The sequence below is a fragment of the Enterococcus avium ATCC 14025 genome, assembly GCF_000406965.1.
Lineage (GTDB): Bacteria > Bacillota > Bacilli > Lactobacillales > Enterococcaceae > Enterococcus_A > Enterococcus_A avium.
Genome location: NZ_KE136365.1, coordinates 309,871 through 328,764 on the forward strand (window position 1 = coordinate 309,871; position 18,894 = coordinate 328,764).

The 18,894-nt window shown below is 37.0% G+C and carries 12 protein-coding genes and 2 pseudogenes; 3 read left to right on the plus strand and 11 right to left on the minus strand.

The window, feature by feature from the left end; genetic code table 11:
• Window positions 1–372 precede the first annotated feature (372 nt).
• The 4 genes from OMU_RS17010 to OMU_RS17025 all read right to left on the minus strand — a co-directional run bounded on the left by OMU_RS17010 (window position 373) and on the right by OMU_RS17025 (window position 9,653).
• Window positions 373–1,866 carry an AcpB/EbpR/MafR family transcriptional regulator gene (locus OMU_RS17010; protein ID WP_016181106.1) on the minus strand — a complete coding sequence of 498 codons (1,494 nt, stop codon included), beginning with the start codon at window positions 1,864–1,866 and terminating at the stop codon, window positions 373–375.
• Window positions 1,867–2,800: 934 nt separating this feature from the next.
• Complete coding sequence (locus OMU_RS17015; protein WP_016181107.1) at window positions 2,801–6,085, minus strand: SpaA isopeptide-forming pilin-related protein; 3,285 nt, start codon at window positions 6,083–6,085, stop codon at window positions 2,801–2,803.
• A 728-nt stretch (window positions 6,086–6,813) separates the two neighbouring features.
• Window positions 6,814–8,244, minus strand: a complete 1,431-nt coding sequence (locus tag OMU_RS17020) for a 6-phospho-beta-glucosidase (protein ID WP_016181108.1) — start codon at window positions 8,242–8,244, stop codon at window positions 6,814–6,816.
• Between the two features lie 17 nt (window positions 8,245–8,261).
• Entirely contained in the window at window positions 8,262–9,653 is a 1,392-nt protein-coding gene (locus OMU_RS17025; protein WP_016181109.1) for a 6-phospho-beta-glucosidase, read from the minus strand.
• Window positions 9,654–9,870: 217 nt separating this feature from the next.
• On the opposite strand from OMU_RS17025, the gene OMU_RS17030 reads away from it, so the two are divergent.
• The gene (locus OMU_RS17030; RefSeq protein WP_016181110.1) at window positions 9,871–10,788 is read left to right on the plus strand and encodes a MurR/RpiR family transcriptional regulator; all 918 of its coding nucleotides are present in this window, start codon (window positions 9,871–9,873) and stop codon (window positions 10,786–10,788) included.
• A gap of 42 nt (window positions 10,789–10,830) precedes the next feature.
• On the opposite strand, the gene OMU_RS17035 is transcribed toward OMU_RS17030, so the two are convergent.
• The 3 genes and pseudogenes from OMU_RS17035 to OMU_RS17045 form a co-directional block, all read right to left on the minus strand.
• Entirely contained in the window at window positions 10,831–12,741 is a 1,911-nt protein-coding gene (locus OMU_RS17035; protein ID WP_016181111.1) for a beta-glucoside-specific PTS transporter subunit IIABC, read from the minus strand.
• 85 nt (window positions 12,742–12,826) lie between these two features.
• A pseudogene (gene licT, locus OMU_RS17040) lies at window positions 12,827–13,668 on the minus strand (BglG family transcription antiterminator LicT).
• Window positions 13,669–14,094: 426 nt separating this feature from the next.
• Window positions 14,095–14,292, minus strand: a complete 198-nt coding sequence (locus OMU_RS17045) for a hypothetical protein (protein WP_016181113.1) — start codon at window positions 14,290–14,292, stop codon at window positions 14,095–14,097.
• Window positions 14,293–14,460: 168 nt separating this feature from the next.
• Between OMU_RS17045 and OMU_RS17050 the strand changes: the two genes are divergently transcribed.
• A complete protein-coding gene (locus tag OMU_RS17050) occupies window positions 14,461–14,973 on the plus strand; it encodes a type 1 glutamine amidotransferase domain-containing protein (protein ID WP_016181114.1) in 513 nt (170 codons plus the stop codon).
• Window positions 14,974–15,628: 655 nt separating this feature from the next.
• Here the strand turns inward: OMU_RS17050 and OMU_RS23480 are convergent.
• Both OMU_RS23480 and OMU_RS17055 read right to left on the minus strand, forming a co-directional pair.
• Complete coding sequence (locus OMU_RS23480) at window positions 15,629–15,778, minus strand: hypothetical protein (protein ID WP_016181115.1); 150 nt, start codon at window positions 15,776–15,778, stop codon at window positions 15,629–15,631.
• A 177-nt stretch (window positions 15,779–15,955) separates the two neighbouring features.
• Window positions 15,956–16,657 carry a helix-turn-helix domain-containing protein gene (locus OMU_RS17055; RefSeq protein WP_218064618.1) on the minus strand — a complete coding sequence of 234 codons (702 nt, stop codon included), beginning with the start codon at window positions 16,655–16,657 and terminating at the stop codon, window positions 15,956–15,958.
• A gap of 353 nt (window positions 16,658–17,010) precedes the next feature.
• On the opposite strand from OMU_RS17055, the gene OMU_RS17060 reads away from it, so the two are divergent.
• Complete coding sequence (locus OMU_RS17060) at window positions 17,011–18,546, plus strand: AcpB/EbpR/MafR family transcriptional regulator (RefSeq protein ID WP_016181117.1); 1,536 nt, start codon at window positions 17,011–17,013, stop codon at window positions 18,544–18,546.
• Window positions 18,547–18,592: 46 nt separating this feature from the next.
• On the opposite strand, the gene OMU_RS23965 is transcribed toward OMU_RS17060, so the two are convergent.
• Together OMU_RS23965 and OMU_RS23970 are read right to left on the minus strand one after the other, a co-directional pair.
• Window positions 18,593–18,733 carry an LPXTG cell wall anchor domain-containing protein gene (locus OMU_RS23965; protein ID WP_229078776.1) on the minus strand — a complete coding sequence of 47 codons (141 nt, stop codon included), beginning with the start codon at window positions 18,731–18,733 and terminating at the stop codon, window positions 18,593–18,595.
• Window positions 18,734–18,751: 18 nt separating this feature from the next.
• A pseudogene (locus OMU_RS23970) lies at window positions 18,752–18,883 on the minus strand (prealbumin-like fold domain-containing protein); the annotation flags it as partial.
• Between the last annotated feature and the right edge of the window lie 11 nt (window positions 18,884–18,894).

Consider the following 18,894-nt stretch of genomic DNA (forward strand, 5'->3'; position numbering starts at 1 on the left):
TTACTGATAAGCAATCAAAATCCTAGATCTCAAGTGGATTCCTGAACTATCTGCCTATCAGTATTGATATGCTTTGTACTTTTTAATACATTCACATGTCCATTACTCCTCCCACCGATGTTTTCTCCTATTTCTTCATCCATTACCATAGTACATGATATTATTTCTTCGTGTTTTTTCCTTTTTTCGCATTTTTAAGTTATTATATTCATCTTGACATCAGTTATTTCTTTATTTCTATCCATTAACAGAGTTATTCGACTCATTTTTTTTATATTATATTTCAAATAGTAAAACTCATATGTTTTAAAAAAAAGAACTCATTTGGGTGGATTACGCAAAATCTAAATGAGTTCTTTCCATTCTTCTTATTTATCCCGAAAGATCACTGATTAGCTGTTGGAGCTGAACAATGTTTTGATTGGTTAAAAAAGGATCGATGATCACTGTAGGGTAATCATAGGGCACTTCCTCCACACTACTTGAAGTAATCAACGCGTCGTATTTCTTCAATTCATTAATCGAAATCCGCGAGTCACGGGAACGCTCCTCTACAAAATGAATCTTAAAGTTTCCATAGATCCGTTCTTCAATCTGTTCTGCCAAGAAAGTTTCTTCTGTTGGCGACAATTCAGAAAGCAGTAGAATCTTTAGAGGCTGATCCGCGCTCGCTAATAAATTTAAACTTTGAGGAACCATTGTTATCAACAGATAGGTGTAATTCCAGATAAAATCAGTTTCTTGGTAAATACGGTATTTCTTCACAAAGGATTCGGCGATTTTCAGGACCTTCTTCACCGCTTGATAATGAGTTTCCATCATCTTTTCTAAAAAAATCCCTCGTTGACGGTATAAAATATCAATGTAGCGCCCTTTAGGTGGATACATCCGTTGATCATTCACCAGCACAATGGTCAGCTCATTCATTTCAAGATCCCCCAACGAATGACCTAACAAACGATTAAAATCTTCAACCAGCTCATAATGCTTTTGATACAAATCACGATAGATTCTACTTTGCTTCATCGCAGATTTCCATTGATCCTCGCTGAAAATCAGCATATCCGCATACGACAACCACAAACAATCCTTAATATCTTCCTCCGTTAACCGAACTCGGAAAAACTCTAAAGCGATTCTCTCAAACGCTTCTAAGGTTTCTTCGTCAGGCAAGCTTAACGGACTCACCAATTCATTTGCAGGATATCGTCGACCGTTTTTGATTCGCCATAGACTGATATAAATGTTGTAGCTTAATCGTTTTCTAAAAATATGGCGATTTTCTAAATGATTGACCTGAATGAACTGATCCACCAAATCGGTGATCGCTTTAACCTGGTATTCCTTTAAATTTGTAAAAAGTGAATCAACATGATCCGATTTTTCTAAAAAATAGCGATAATAGAAATGTCGGATAACACTTTCCTTTCCCTCAATCCGCAACGGCCGATAATCCAGCTTAATCCCAGCCTTCTTTAACGCGGTTTCAATTTTCTTCAAATAACGTTGTGTATTGGACGCACTAAGATATAGTTTTTCTGCTAAATCACTGATACTTGAACATTTCTCATAAAGTAATTCTTCGATAATCTGAAATTCTGGTGCCTGTTGAAGAACATCCGCGTACAATCGATTGATACTCACATGCGGTTTAACATTGATTTGATAAAGTCCCTTGAATTTCTCAATATGGAAATCCTCTTGTTCATCGTTAATCAGTTTGACATCCTTCAATAAAATTGGTAATGAGCATTCTAGCTCTTCTAATAATTGATCACTCGGCAACCCAACTTGGCTTGCATATAGCAACTCAACAAAACGCAGTCGCCTCAAACTGCTCGTACCCAAAACCTCTCTGAAATCCATTTCATCATCCCCTTTGTTCTTCCCCTTTTAGAACGTAACAAATGACTATTTTTTAAATATGAAAAATATCGGATGCTCAGCATACTGAATTTACAACTCACATAAAACTTCAACCAACAGTGACCAACCATCATATATGTGAATCATCAACCTTCGCTGATACCCGAATAAAAAATGTATCTTTTCATATCAAAATAGCCATCGAATCTATATTAGTTTAATCAAATCCACCTCTTATACTTAATATCCTCAGAGCAATTTAATGTTTTTGTTTATTAATTTCCCCAATATAAAGATTATTTAATAACTGATAAAAATATTGATAACCCTCTATTGATATAATATTCAACCCATTTTCTTTACGATTTCTTTCCTTATATACATGATAACCAATCTTATTTTTTCTTGCTTTTTTATTATTTATTTATTTATAGTTATTAAAAAGCTCAGGAAATCAATAAACAATTAATTCGTAAATAATTTGTCGTTATTTAGTTCTTTTTTTTTAGAATCATTAAAAAATAGTATTACTCATTTTGGAAATGCTAATTAAAAAATTTGAATTATTGCTAATGTTTATTAAAAATTGAAAAACACTTGAATATAAAGTTTGTTACATTTAGTCTTCGATTAATTATTTATATCTCTACCAAATAGTTTAAAAACTAACTTTTTGTTCTAATATTTCTATTCAATTAAATGAATTAAAAATATTAAATCTGATGATCCAAGAAGTTCAGCTGATTGCTTAAGAAATAGAATCGAGTGAACCAAACGTCAATAGTGACCATTTTTACAGCAAAAAGGTTCTAACAATAAGATCACCCCTTTCATCACTAAAAAAGCCTGAAAGTCTAGCGTTGACCTTCAGGCTTTGATCGAAAATATTTTATTATTCTTCACTTAATGGTGGGTTCACAGTAGAAACAGAATTTTATTGACCGTTCATTTTTCTGGTGTTTCTAGTAAGCTCCTTTATAACCTTGTAAAAATATATTCCTGCAATGACAACTCCGACGATTGTCAGAATACTCGCAATCAAGAAGAGTCCTTTGATCCCATAATCCCCGGTTCTTGGCAGTGTACCTGGCTTTACCTTCTCATTTGTCACTTTCAAGCTAATCGTATTGTTTCCGCCATTGATACCTCCTGAACCACTGACATTCGGATGATTATTGACGGTCACTTTTCCATCTACTCCAATCTCGAATCCGATCGGGTCTTGAATTCTCTTATAGCCTTCCGGATTATCCATCTCAGTTAGTATATAAACGCCTGGACGCAAATTATTAAAGTTAAAGACCGATCCCGTGTTTATCGTCTGCTCATAGTTTGGTCCAACCAGTTTAAAGACAGCCCCTGTAAGTGGATTGTCCTCTGAATCGATCTTTTCAACCTTTAAGGAGAAATCCTTCAGCTCATTTATTGCTTGATGCTCTTCTGTCCGATCATTCACTTTAAAGATTAGCGAGGTTGGTGGATTATTCTCTGTAACACTCACTTCGAATTCAGCCATTTCTTTATAACCTATTGGTACATAGGTTTCCTTAACAAGGTAAAGCCCTATTGGCACATCAGGTATCATCACTTTCCCATTGGCATTTGGTTCAATATTTCTCGCTAATTCTTTGTTATCTGATTTACGCTTCACTGAAAATTTTGGCTTATCTTGACCAAAGACGGTATTACCATCCTCCATACATTTCGAAAACTGATAATTTTCCTTTAGTAACTCATTGGTGATTTCTATACCACCATTAATTATATTTTCCGAAGTGAAGGTTGATTGATTAATTACTGGAGCTTTATAACCCTTGACTCGTGTAGTTTCAACTACTCGATAAGTATTGTCCGCACCACCTTCTACAGCGGAAAAATTCTCTTCCCAGTTATTGTCTTCATTCAAATTCTTTGTTTCAACATCTACCCAATTTGATTCACTTAATCTTTGCAAAGTAGCTGTAACTTTGTCCGGTCGTAACCCCCAATAATCATCTGTTCCTTGATGCTCGTCTAACCAGACCTTTTTCACTGGAATCACAAAATTTTTCTTTTGATATCTAACAGATGGAACGCCAAAATCTAACAAATCAGTCGTACGTTCTGGTGTTGGCTCTAAAGTCGTCCGCCCATTTGTCGGATACCAACGATCTGAAACAAAAGAAGCATCATCTGTTTTTAACCGAACCTTGTATTCTATCTCAATTTCCTGGTTACGTGATAAATTGAGATTATCTACTTTAATTTGACGGTCCTTATTTTCGAGTAAAATATTGGGCTCAGCCCCTGCTTCAAACAACGGAGCTCCATTCTCAATTTGTCTCACACTTTGACTACCTGGCACCAGTACCACCATATCTCCCAAAGGGTCAGTAACCACTCCCTTATCAACCGTACGAATGATTGTTTCATACCAATTTTTGAAATAAGATAATAAATCATCTCCATTTGATACATCATAGAAATGAAAATCAGACGCATTGTCCTCCAAAGGATTGTTTGTTGCATTGGCCTTTTTTGTAGACATTTTATACAGACCTCGAATTTGATTCTCCCGTACATTTGGTATATTTTCTTCAAGATAGTTAATCATCAATTTTAAAGCAATCGTATGAATTTCTATTCCCGAATTTTTTAAATCCATTGCTGTTGAATTAGTTGTGGTAATGTGGCTGTTAATTACGCCATTGTATGCTGGACTTATTGATGTTGTCATTCTTTCTGTATTTGAATGTAAAGAACTCCCTGCATTATAATTTAGTTTAGACCCTTTATTAAAATTTGTGAAATATTTTAGATCCGGAAACATCTCCAAGTTAGTTATCCCTCGATCACTAGTCGTCCAACTTCGATTAGGCGCACCATCTGTTAACACAAATAATAATTTATGACGATCCGAACTTGGCGACGCATCGAATATGTCTTTCGCTTCTTGTAGTCCTCGTTGCGTAAAAGTCACACCATTTGAAGTTGCTCTTTTGTATTCACTTACCATATCATCCCAATCATCTGGGTTTTTAGAAAGTTTAAATTTTCGCTTTTGACTAGTATCATTTCCTCCCCACGATTGGTAACGAGAATAATCAGAAAATATCTCAGCCCCTATACGAATATTTTCTGCCGTTGGCTCATTAATTTTTTTTAGTTCGTCTACAATTTTCTCGAAAGCTGCATTTGCATTGTCTTTTCTATTCGCATCACCAGGTCTTATATCCGAATTAGATATCATTGATTGTGAGTTGTCTAATAGAAAAACGATATCCACCCCAGGCTTATAGGTTGTATTCCCTCGAATATTCAATTTGATTTTGAACTCATCTGGTTGGTCAGTCTCCTGTGCATATTTTCGTATTTGAATATTTGCATTATCTGCATCATCACCATATTTTATATAAGACTTAGAAAAGTCATCTCTTTCGACGTTCCAATTTCCCTCGTGTTCCCATCCTATTTGATTTGATAGTCCTCCTTGATGGTTAATGACATTGGTCTGTCCAGCTGGCTGCCAAGAAAACTCTGGATGTTTTCCCACATCCTCTTTATACGACGGTTCTTTATTTTGATAGGAGGATCTGTACATCAGACTCGAACCATTCGATGCTGGTGACATAAGAAAGTTTCTACTCTTTTTTTCATTAATTTTCGGCCCAATAAACTCCTCTGAACTGACACTTGACATTCTAGTCTCTTTTTTTCTCTCCGAACTATCTGTGGTCGCTGTCTTTTTTTGTGTTTTTCCGTATTCCAAAATGAAAGGCTCTGTTCGTTCCAAAATATCTTTTTGGATTTCGATATCCTTATTATTTTTATCGGCTTTCTTTTGCTGATTTACTTGAACATAGAGCCGGAGCTTTTTAGTAGAATGATTTCGTTTAAAGGTCAGCTGCCCTTCTGTTTTTTTTGAAAATGTTCTTTCTATTAGCCAGCCATCTCTTTCAATCAGATTATCTAATTTTGGATAATCGATCGCTTTATCTTTTTCATCGGTAAGTCTGAATTTTAAACGTTGCTGCTCACCTTCTTCGCTCTGACATTTATATTTCACCTGCCACTGAACGGCGTCTTTTTCTTCTTCACACATGTAGGATAATTTTAAAAAATTCTCATCAACGAGCTTGATCTCCTCCTTTTCAGCATGGGCCGGCATCAATGCTAAACTCGCGTCAACAATCAGTGAAAAAAATAATAGTATTACTATCAAAAAATTTGATTTTTTCATTTAACGCATCTCCCTTTTGATTCCTTTAACGCTCTGACTAACTTGATAATAGAAAGAACAATTAATTTATTTTTTAAAGAATTCATTCCCCGCTTAAAAACATCATGCATTCCTGGATATGAGCAATAATTGACTAACTTATTCTTTGTTTCAACCTTCGTTAAACGGTCTCCTTTATCTGCAACTACATCATAGCAGATATTATTTTTCCGCTATTTATAAATTTATTTCTTCGTAAAAGTTATTAAAATTTATAAATATACGATCCTTGAACTGTTATGGAAAAAAGGAGTGTTATTCGAGCCCATTTAATTTAAACTATTTTAAAATTATTGATATTCATTTTTGAAATATTGAATTAACGTTTCGATTTTTTTAAACACAACAAAAAAGCCTGAAAGTCATAAATTCCAAGCTTTTCTCCCTATTTTCGAACGATTCCTTTTAAATGTATTTCCATTAACGTATAGAGAAATCCCGCTTAAAAACATCTCTATATTATTTACAAATATTCTTGCAGCTGGATAGGAATGACATTACTTCATTTCGTCTAGGTATAAGGTAGAGTACTTCTCGTTTGTCGCCATCAATTCAATCTGATTCCCTCCCCCAAAGATTCCGCCTGATCCAATAATGTTTACCTGATGAAAAACGGTCAAAAGATTGATACTTCCTTTAAAGCAAAAAGGCTGAGACTCGTTTTTCAACAAGCCTCAGCCGCTTTTTCATTAATTACTTAAATCTTCTCCATTAGTTTCAATGACTTTCTTGTACCAATCAAAGGATTTTTTCTTGCTGCGTTTCAAGGTTCCGTTACCTTCATTGTCGCGGTCTACGTAAATGAAGCCATAACGTTTCTTCATTTCACCAGTTCCGGCAGACACAAGATCAATACAGCCCCAAGTCGTGTAGCCTAATAGATCTACACCATCTAACTCCACTGCATCCTTCATTGCTTGAATGTGTTGCGCTAAGTAATCGATGCGATAATCGTCTTCTACATAGCCATTTTCATCTGGCGTATCAATCGCACCTAGGCCATTTTCTACGATGAATAATGGTTTTTGGTAACGATCATATAGATCATTCATTGTGATACGTAAGCCAAGCGGATCAATCTGCCAGCCCCATTCGCTTGAATCTAAATAAGGGTTCTTCACTGAGGCAAAGATATTGCCGCTGGTTTGTTCTAACAATTCCGGATCAGTCGTAGCGACACGTGATGAATAGTATGAGAATGAGATAAAGTCAACGGTGTGAGCTTTCAATAGCTCTTTGTCGCCTTCTTCCATCTTCACTTCGATCCCATTACGTTCCATTTCCTTCACTGCATACGCTGGGTATTCACCGCGTGATTGCACATCAATGAAGAAATAGTTTTGACGTTCTTCTTGACGACCCGCCCACACATCGTCTGGTTTTGGGGTATATGGATAGTAAGAACCTGCCGCTAGCATACAGCCGACTTGGTTTTCTGGATCGACTTCATGAGCGATCTTCGTTGCAATCGCAGACGCCACTAATTCGTGATGTGCTGCTTGGTATTTGATTTGCTCTTCATTTTCACCTTCTTCAAAGTAAAGGCCTGCCCCCATAAATGGCGCGTGCAAGATCATATTGATTTCATTGAAGGTCAACCAGTATTTGACTAATCCTTTGTAACGATTAAAGATTACGTTACATAAATTTTCGTAGAAGCCGACTAATTCGCGGCTGCGCCATGCGCCATATTTTTCCACTAAGTGCATCGGACAGTCAAAGTGTGTGATCGTTACTAATGGTTCAATTCCGTATTTTTTACATTCCTTGAAGATGTCTTCATAAAATTTCAAGCCTTCCTCATTTGGTTCCTTTTCGTCACCTTTAGGGAAGATTCGGCTCCACGCTAGTGATAAACGATAAGTCTTAAAGCCCATTTCCGCAAACAGCGCAATATCTTCTTTCCAATGATGATACATATCGATCGCTTCTTTTGCTGGGTAAAAATGCGCATCGTCAAAATCAAACATTTTCTTTTTCCCTGCGATAACGGCAAAACGATCTTCACCCACCGGTGCGAGGTCAACATTCGCTAGTCCGCGTCCGCCTTCGTTATAACCACCTTCACATTGATTAGCAGCAGTCGCTCCGCCCCATAAAAAGTCTTTTCTAAATCCCATTGTTTGATTCCTACTTTCTATACTTTTTCCATATCTAATTCACGTGCTACTTCGTCTTGAACCTCGATGCCTTCTTTTTCTAGGCGTTCGATGGTTTCTTTGAAGTTTGGCAAATGATCTTTGTGTGCAATAAATAATTCATCCATAATCCGTTGCGCTGTTTTACCAGAACGAATCATTGGGTTGATGGTAAATGCTTGCAACGCTGTATTGTAATCACCAGTTACGGCAGCTTCGATTGTTAACAATTCCATGGCTTTCATCACTTGCAGCCACCCGCGTTCTGCTGTTGGCAATTCACCAAATGCAACATTACGAGCGCCTTGTCCGCCAATATAAGCAGAAACTTCTACTACACAGTCTGCTGGCAGATCTGGCACGGCACCGTCATTTTTCGTCGAAACAACTAATTGCGTATTTTTGTTAGCATAAATTGATGCGATTGATTCACATGCTGCATCAGAATAGTAAGCACCGCCGCGTTGTCCTAATTGTTCTGGTTTGTAATCCAAGTTCGGATCTTTGTACAATTCAAACAATTCTGTTTCTGTTTGCTTCACTTGTTGGGCACGCGTGCCGATGGTTTTATATTCTTCTAAGGCATGAGCCAGCGTTTCTTCCTCTTGGTAGTAATAATGATGGTACCCGCAAGGAATCATTTGCATTTGTTCTAAAATCTCTCTTGGGAATGGAATATCATGGATATTTTTCGGCATCCCTGTTTCGTCGCCTTCGTACATTTTATTAATGATCTCTTGTGTCACATCTTTGCCGTGATTATCAGTTACTTTATGCCAATGGAAATGATTCAAGCCAGCAAATTTGTAGATCAATTCATCTGGCTCTTTGCCTAACATCTCGGGCTCCACCATTTGCGCCATCACGGGAACATTACACAAGCCAATTACTTTGTCCCATTTACCATAGCGAACAACTGCTTCAGTCACCATGCCGCTTGGGTTAGCAAAGTTGATCAGCCATGCATCTGGACATAGACGTTTCATATCTTCAACGATTTCTAAAATGATCGGAACTGTTCGGAACGCTTTGAACATTCCGCCGGCACCATTCGTTTCTTGACCTAACATGCCATAATAAGCGGGAATACGTTCGTCTTTGATCCGTGCTTCTAATAATCCCACACGGAATTGCGTCGTAACAAAATCTGCGTCCTTCAAGGCTTCTTCGCGGTCTAAGGTAATGTGAACTTTTACATCATAAGGTGATGCATCCCACATCCGTTGTGCCATTGCACCAACGATTTCAACCTTTTCACGGCCTGCTTCAATATCGACCAACCAGATTTCACGAACAGGTAACTCATCATAACGTTTGATAAAACCTTCCATTAATTCCGGTGTATAGCTGCTTCCTCCACCAATTGTAGCGATCTTTACTCCTGCTGACATCCAATCGACTCCTTCTGTTTTTATTTACAAACTAATTATCTGCTATGTAAAACTTCAATTCAATCCGTTCACAAGTCATTCCATACGAATTTACAAACTCTCTATTGAAAACGGTTGATTTTGTAAATCTCGATGGATATTCTCACATTTCCCTTAAAATCACCCACATTCATTTACAAATGATCTACAATAAATGTAAATAGGAGGTGTGCTCATAATGCTCTTATCAGAGAAAATGAAGCAAACAAATTTTTCTAATGCCGAGACAGCCTTGGTCACTTATATTTTAGAAAAGGGTACAGCGATTGAATCCATGACAATCAAAGAAATCGCAGAAGCTAATTTCGTTCACCCTTCTACCTTGATTCGCGTTGCTAAAAAATTAGGCTACAAGGGCTGGCTAGAATTGCGTACAGAATTTTTAGCTGAACAAACCTATCTTCAAACCTACTTTGAAGATGTCGACGCCAATTTTCCTTTCCAAACCAATGACGGCATCATGACGATCGCAAATAAAATTGCTTCATTAGAAAGAACAACGATCGATGATACCTTAAGCCTGTTGAATCATGATGACCTGCAAAAAGCGAAACAGCTCTTATTAAACGCCAAACAAATCAAAATCTTCGGAAGTAACGCCAATTTACTGATTTCTCAGGATTTTGCCTTAAAAATGCGCCGCATCAAAAAAAATGTTGTGACAAGTCAGACTTTAGGCGAGGATACCTACGAAGCCTATAATAGCCAGGCTGATACCTGTGCGATTCTGATTTCTTATACAGGAGAAAATAATTTTATCTTGCAGCTCGCAAGAATTTTGCGAAAACAAAACATTCCTGTCATCGCCTTAACTAGCATCGGCGAGAATACACTCGCCTCCTACAGCCAAGCGGTTCTGCGAATAACGACACGGGAGCGGCTTTATTCAAAAATTGCAAACTTTACGATTAATTCATCAATCTGCTATTTACTGGATGTGCTATATAGCTGTGTCTTTGCCGAAGATTATCAAAAAAATCTGAATCATTTGATTGAGATTGGAGAGCTTGCTGACAAGCGAAAAACCAGCTCTGAAATCATGGCAGAATCACCAGAATCAATGATTCGCTTCACGGAATCTTTTCGACCAAATTAAAGTTCGGGGAGCTCGCCCCGAACTTTTTTCTGATTTAATTCATTAAACCAATACAGTCAATAACTCATCACTGCTACTGATACCTTCTTTGCAATCAGTCTCGATGATATCCAGATAATCCGCTGAGTTCGTTACAATTACTGGTGTTTCTACACTGAATCCCGCTTCTTCAATTGCCTTGATGTCGAAGCTCACCAGTTTATCACCACGTTTGACCTTTGCGCCTTGTTCTACGTGCGCTTCAAAATATTTTCCATCTAATTGAACGGTATCTAAACCAATATGGATCAACAATTCCAGACCATTATCTGAAATCAAACCAATCGCGTGTTTTGTTGGGAACATCGTCATAACTGTGCCATCAAACGGTGCCACTACTTCACCAACTGTTGGGTGAATCACAACACCCTTACCTAATGCACCTTGCGCGAACGCTTGATCACTTGCTGTTGATAATGGCATCATTTGACCTTGAACAGGTGAAGTTACTATTTCTTTGCGAACTTCCATTGCTTTTTGACCTTCTGGTATTTCCTCTACTACTGTATCATCTCTCCAGAAGAAGAAAGTCAACACAAATCCAATTACTGATGCAATCGCAATGGCAATGACAGAGTAAATTGCTCCCGAAGAATCGCCTGTTTGCTGATTGATATAACTAGGGATACCGAAGACTCCAAGTCCTCCCATTACATATGAACGAACCCCCATAGCTGTCATGAACGCACCAGAAACGGCACCACCAATCATCGAGAAAACAAATGGTTTTTTCTTAGGCAGAGATAATCCGTAAATCGCCGGCTCAGTTACACCGCAAATTCCTGAGATAACAGCTGGCAATACCAACGCTTTTTCTTTCGGATTCTTTAAGCGGAAATACATCGCAGCTACTGCCGCTGTTTGTGCAAAGCTGGCACCGAACATCCCAGTTAAAGCTGTTGCGTAGCCCATCGTACCTAACTGTAAGATCGCAATCGGGATTAAACTCCAATGGAGACCAAACATAACTAATACTTGCCAGAAGAAACCAACGATTAAACCAAATAGGATTGGAGAGAAGGCCAATAAACTATCAAAACCAGTCGCCAGCATGTTAGTCAAAATTGTGATAACTGGACCAATTACTAGGAAACCAACCGGCAAAGCAATCAACAATAAGAAAAATGGTACGAAAAAGTTCTGAATCACTTCTGGAATAACCTTACGTAATGGTCGTTGTAATTTACTTGCTAGCCAAACAATCAAGATGGACGGAATGACACTGCTTGTATAATCGTTTGCCACAAACGGTAGCCCCATAAAGGTCATGTAAACCGGACTTTCAAACATACTTCCGGAAAACAACGTATACAGTGGTTGAACATCTCCGCCGGCAGTCAGCGTTGATAACTGAATCGCTGGATAACATAAGGCACCACCGATCACCAATCCAACATACTGATTCACACCAAATTTCTTAGCAGCTGCGACTGCTACTGCAATTGGTAAGAACATAAAGATCGCATCACCAATCGCATTTAAAACGATGTAGGTACCACTTTCAGCAGTTAGTACACCAGCCGCAACCAGTATCGCATTCAACCCTTTGATCATCCCACCAGCACTCAATGCTCCTAAGAAGGGTTGGAAAATACCACTGATCACGTCGATCAAACGATCGAAAAGACTGCCAGAAGACTCCTCTGGCGTATTACTCTCACCGCCAAGACCAGTCATATCTACTACATCTTCGTAGACTTGCCCAACGTGATTACCAATAACAACTTGGTATTGACCGGCACTATGCATAATTGTCACAACACCATCCATATTTTTCAGCACGTCATCATTTGCTTTGCTTTCATCCTTTAATTTAAAACGTAGACGTGTAATACAATGTGTTAAACTATTGATATTTTCTTTGCCACCGACATTTTCGACAATTTTTTCTGCTAAATCACGATATTTACCCACTATTTTTCCTCCTATTTCATTTTGATGTATGCCCTTCCACTAATTAACAACCCGGGATAATGTGAAAAGCGGGCGGGTTCAACTTTTATTGATTCACTTTTTGGACTAATCGTGCGATATGAATGGTTAAATATAATTTCTCATCATTTGACATTTCGTAATCGTATTTTTTCCTAATAAAATCTGCAATTCTTTCTACGCATTGATACGCGTTTTGATATTTCTTTTGAATAATTAAAAGCAGCTCGTCATCTGTCTCATCAGTTAATTGGCGATGATTCATGATTCGTGAAGCAAAGAAGCGCAAATGCGTTGTAAAACGATAAAAGTAAACAGACTCTTCATCCAGTTGAACTTTAAAATAATAGCTGGTTATTTGAATGATTTCCTGCATCAACTCCGCCATCATATACGCATCTTCATTCTCGCTATCCGACTGCGCATTCACTAAGTGTAAAGCGATATTCCCTGCTTCATCCTCACCTAGATTGACTTTAAACTTTTCCTCGATTCTTTTTACCGCATTCACGCCGACCGAAAATTCATCGGGGAATAAACGTTTAACATCCCACAATAATAAGTTTCGAACCCGAACACCCTCTTTAACTCGCTGGACTGCTGCATATAAGTGATCAGTAATTGATATATAAAGCGAATCGTTCAACGGATTTTTCAACGTTACCTTTGCCTCATCAATAATATCGTTGGCGATTTCTAGGTAAGTTATCGGAACATCGACTAATAATTCTTGAAACTTATGAAACAAATCACTGTTCGCAAGGTGATAGGTTTTATCTATCGCCTCCTCGGCTATCTCATCCCCAATCTTTTTCTGAAAGGCTAGACCACGCCCCATCGCGACAATCTCGTTATTTTTTGATCAGTCGTGATGACTACATTGTTATTCAAAATCTTCTGAATTTGCATTCAACACTCCTCCGTTCTGTGACATTCGCTACTAAAAATCATTTTTTTCGACTTCGTTCACTTAAAATGATAGATAGCTTTGCAATTGATGTCAAACCCAAAAATGTTATTTTTTATAAACTCACCTCCTGTTTTAGAGCAACAAAAAAACCCAATGAGGGTACGACAAATAATCGTACTTATCTCATCAGGTTTAGCTTGTATTTAAACAATCACTATCCATCAAATGGTCTATTTAATTCAAAATTAGCTTACCAAACACGGAAAGCGCTGTCAACAGATTTTACAAAAAGAATTTTTTTAATAACAAAATTTGTAAATAGAAAGTGACAATTCTTTTCCTGCTTATCTAGCATTACATCAGCGCTTCTCCTTATAGGCGAAATAATGGTAAATGTTATCGCTACTACCCTAAACTGCCCTCAATTAAAAACCGAAATTTCCTACAATAGCATTATACGCGATAACCAAAAATATAATTGCCATTACTAAGCTACTCCACAAACTAAACATTACGAAAGGAGATGTAGCTTCATTCCCTTTATTCCTCAAATTAGAAAAAGAACGCTTCGTTATCCAAAGCTGCCAAATTCCCAAAGCTAAAAAGACAAGTCCGATTATCATTATACATAGCTCCTTTTTCACTTTATGTTCTGTAAATAATTGTACTCTCAAAAATATAAAAAGCAATCAAAGAACTAAGCGGAATCTATCATCCCAAACATATTATTTGAACTCTTGGCGATTATCCTTTAGGGTTAAAGTGTACTTAAAAGAAAGGATGGAAATTCAATGACCAAAAAAATTGCAGCGATTGTTACGGATTTAGTCGAGGATGTTGAACTATCCTCTCCAAAAGAAGCACTGGAAAAAGATGGCAACGAAGTCACAATCATCAGCTTTGAAGCCAATCAAGAAATCACAGGAAAAAAAGGAACCAAATTCAAAAGCGACAAAGGAATTGATGAAGTGAAACCTGAGGACTTCGATGCATTACTGATTCCTGGCGGTTTTTCACCTGATCAATTGCGTAGCGATGCACGTTTTGTATCCTTCGTGTCTTATTTCTTAGACAAGGATCAACCGTTATTCGCCATTTGCCATGGTCCACAATTGTTCATTCAAACAGGACTTACCAAAGGGCGCACAATGACTGCTTACACAACCGTTCGTCCAGATGTCGGCTATGCTGGCGCAATCGTCAAAGATGAAGCAGTTGTAGTAGACAACAAATTAGTAACTAGCCGAACTCCAGATGATCTTCCTGATTTCAATCAAAAAATCGTCGAAATATTACATGGTTAACGATAAATTTTGACAGAAGAGGATAGCCTAAAGAAATACAAGGATCTAGGAACAGATGGTGAATGATACCTACTCAGTGTTTCTAAAATTTTGTGAATTTTCGGCTTATTTCTGTAGACGCTACTTATGAATCGCCGTGTATTCGTGAATAGGAGCTGATCCACAAGTCTATAAGACTTTCGAATCAGCTCCTATTATTTTTTCTCTCTATAAAGATAATTCTTTGCAAAATTAGTTAACCGCCTTGCAAAGCCCCTATTAAGACAAATAGGTCCACAAAAGTAACAATAGAAATCCAATCAAAAACGGCGGTACATACTTAAATATAAAATAACTGTAAGCTTTTCCTGCCCTACGTTCCGCCTCAAATCTTGGATCATCTCGATCGTTTACAAACTGCCATGGAAACCTTGAGAAAAAAAGCCCATTTGTTAAGCGAGTAATCAAAGCGATCACTAGTAAAAGACCCGTACAGAAAATACCAGCAAACGCAACATCTCTAATCACATGACTATCCAAAACAATCACCAGCTTTCGCTTCACATTCAAAAGAGCAATCACAACACGAACGAACCAGCATTATTTGAATTCATCGCCAACTCGCTTTAAAAAATACCACTAAAGTCTTTATTGATGCCAACAAGTTAGTTCGCTGCTACTTCACATACCCAACCGCGAGACAATTCATCCCATTGGAGCCCACAAAAGCATTAATCACTGTTCCGTTTTGCGGCAAATACCCATCCTTTTCTTTGTTTTTATTATAATCCTTCACTGTAAAAATAACGATACACTTAAACTTCATCAAGTTACACCCTTTCAATTCATACTTTTTTAATTAAATTCTCATTGTAATTATGATAACACGAATTTTTTTCTACGGTCACTAATCTTAGAAAAATCATCTAAATTAGAAAAATATTTTGTGTACAATGATGAATATCCTCTTCAACTTTACAATAACTTCACTCCATCAAAAAGCTTAAACGGTCTCGCCGTCAAAATTCCTTTGTTTCAAACGGTAGCCTTTGCCCCAAATCGCCTCTACGACTAAGGCACTTTCCATTTCTTTCAGCTTCCATCGGATTCGTTTAGCAATAATAGACATTTGAGCTAATTGTGAACTATTAGGACCGTCTCCCCAGATTGCTCGTGACATCTCTGTTCTGGAAACTGTTTCATCATTTGAATTAAGCAGTTTCTCGAAAAAAGCTGTTTCTTTTTTCGATAGTACATGTAGAATCGCTCGTAACTCGTCTTGTTTAACTTCGCCCTCTTTATTAAAAATCAGCCTTGCTTGCTCCTTTTCGTGATTCATGCTGGCTAAGTTATGAACTACGTATTCTCTAAGGCGATCAATTGATTGACTTTCACTGATCCAATCGTAAAAACCTATTTTTTTAATCATTTTCTGTTCTTCTTCATCTGGTTCGATCGATGTTTTTCTGATAAAACAGCTCATTTTGCTCAAGTTTAAAAAAAGTTGTTTCGCCTCATTATCACTGATAGTTTCACTAATAATAACCGCCGCAAATTTTCTATCAATCTGTTCCTCATCAAATTTATGCAGTAGCTTATCGAAAAGAAGCTTAGAGCAATACACTTCATATCCCAAACATTGCAATCGATTCTGCAGAGGTTGCTCAAACAATACATTTTTCGTCAAAATTAAAAATGGTTTCATCTCATTCACTACTTTCTTTTCCTGCTTTACAAATAATTTATATTTTTATAGTTACTTGTTGTCTATTGAAATAGTAAAAAGGCCCTCAAAGCATTTTTTTATAAAACTGTTTGCTACCATTACTATAATGTACGTTTTTTTATTTTTCAGTTTCGCTAGAATAATCAAATCAGATGCCGTAATTCCCTAAGGTACCCGAATAAGAAAAGAGTATATCAAAAAAGGAGACCCAGATATTTCAATTTTGTCGGGTTCGTTCGGTGAATACTGAAATACCGGATGTATGATAGACTCTGTTTTCCTTACTAGATGTTATAATTAAACTATGAAGGACAATGCTAGGAGGAAATCTTTTGGATTATGAATTATTTGAATCCGCGATTAAAAATAAACTTTTATTATTAGATATTGTTTACCAAGCAGGAGATTGGGTAAAAATACCAACCTTGTGTTTTAAAACGGAAATAGGTGAAAAAAATGTCGTTAAAATTATGGAGGAAATTAATGAGGATCTGATTCAGATGACACTTTTGAAGGAAGCTTCTGGAACGATCGATTATATCAAAGGGAAAGGATTCCTTTTCACTGGAGCAGAACTTGATTATAAAAAACTCACCCTTTATATTTTGAAGCAATCTTTGATCTTTAACTTGCTTCAAGAATTGTTTCTCAGCAGTCAAGTGATTACTTCAGATATTCTTAATAATTACTTTGTTAGCGAGAGTACCCTAAGGCGCAAAGTTTTACAAATCAATGAGTTTGTCGCACCCTACCATTTATCCTTGAAATACAGTACTAAGCAGCTAAAAATCACCGGTAAAGAGATCAACATCCGCTATTTTGGATACCAATTCTTCTGGACTTTCTATACGGGGGTTGCTTGGCCATTTTCTAATGTAGACCAAAAGAAAATCGACGGATACGTAAGGTATGCCCTAAAGAATTATGATTTAGCTAAAAAAAATACCTTAACAATTGATTTTTCTTATATGTTTGCATTGAATGTTTCACGCTTCCATTTGAAACATCCGATCAATGATGAGGATATTCCAGCTTACATTAAGAAAATCAGCCAACGTCAGCTTTTTCCACGTTCAACATTTTATACGAATTTTCAAAAGGAGTTTTTTCTCTCTGATTCTGAGATTGATTACGTTGGGCTCCTGTTTCAATGTCGAGCGCAGTTTTATATTAGAAAAGACAATTTAAAAGAAGTTATCCAATTGCATCGCGAGCTCGAAACGCCAATCTATCAGCTATATACTCTCTTTACTGATGAAACAAATATCATGTATACACCAGTAAAAGATGAATTGAACTTAAAGCTTTGTCACTCAATCATTTTATCAACTTTTTTACATGCGACCTTTTTCGAAAATTTTATTTCTGTCGCTTCTGGCTATGATCTTTCCTATTTTTACCAGAAAAAGTACCCACACCTTTATAATTATATGAAGGATGTTCTTAAGAAAATGCGCGAAAAATCTGATTCACCAGTGTTAGACAATACGGAATTTCTCTTGCCGAGATTTTGTGAAGCCTTCTCTGCGATTAATATTTTTACTAAGTTCGAACCAGAGGTCATCGTAAAAATTGATACAAACCTAACGATGGCCTTAGAATATATTCTGGCTCAAAAATTGGAGCAAATTTTCCAAAACTTTTTCAATGTTCGTTTTCTATCTTTTATTGAAGTTGATCAAACCGAAGATCAAACATTTGATATGGTCTTTTCTTCAATCATTCAAAATAGTGAAGATAGTCCCTATCGAGGAATCCCAGTCTATACCTTCCATCCGCAAATATCTCTTTCTGACATCACGAAAATCAACGAAATTTTAAGCAAATATATCGAAAAGCTAGAGCGTCAAAAAGATTTGTTAGAATAATAAACAGTGCCGTATCTCTCATGGATACGGCACTGTTATAGCTTGCTTATACTGTTTGTTCGCGAACTTTACGATATTTAATGATTGCGAACAGCATTAATCCCAATCCAATAACTAGGAAGGCGATAATCCCTTGTCCACCTGTTGATGGTAAGAAGCCGCCTTGAGAAACGTTCGGAATTTTCAATCTTGTTGTTTCTTCATATGAATTATTTTTGATTTCAAATTGAACATCATCTGCTAATTTAATGAACCCATTAGGTGCTTTTGTTTCTCTCAAGAAGTAAGTTCCTTTTTCTAACCCAGTTACTTCAATTTTTCCATCATTTCCAGTAGTGAATTTCTTAG

Coding starts and splice junctions, on each gene's coding strand:
- OMU_RS17010 (WP_016181106.1), bottom strand. CDS start 1,866: ATGGATTTCAGAGAGGTTTTGGGTACGAGCAGTTTGAGGCGACTGCGT.
- OMU_RS17015 (WP_016181107.1), bottom strand. CDS start 6,085: ATGAAAAAATCAAATTTTTTGATAGTAATACTATTATTTTTTTCACTG.
- OMU_RS17020 (WP_016181108.1), bottom strand. CDS start 8,244: ATGGGATTTAGAAAAGACTTTTTATGGGGCGGAGCGACTGCTGCTAAT.
- OMU_RS17025 (WP_016181109.1), bottom strand. CDS start 9,653: ATGTCAGCAGGAGTAAAGATCGCTACAATTGGTGGAGGAAGCAGCTAT.
- OMU_RS17030 (WP_016181110.1), top strand. CDS start 9,871: ATGCTCTTATCAGAGAAAATGAAGCAAACAAATTTTTCTAATGCCGAG.
- OMU_RS17045 (WP_016181113.1), bottom strand. CDS start 14,292: ATGATAATCGGACTTGTCTTTTTAGCTTTGGGAATTTGGCAGCTTTGG.
- OMU_RS17050 (WP_016181114.1), top strand. CDS start 14,461: ATGACCAAAAAAATTGCAGCGATTGTTACGGATTTAGTCGAGGATGTT.
- OMU_RS23480 (WP_016181115.1), bottom strand. CDS start 15,778: ATGAAGTTTAAGTGTATCGTTATTTTTACAGTGAAGGATTATAATAAA.
- OMU_RS17055 (WP_218064618.1), bottom strand. CDS start 16,657: ATGAAACCATTTTTAATTTTGACGAAAAATGTATTGTTTGAGCAACCT.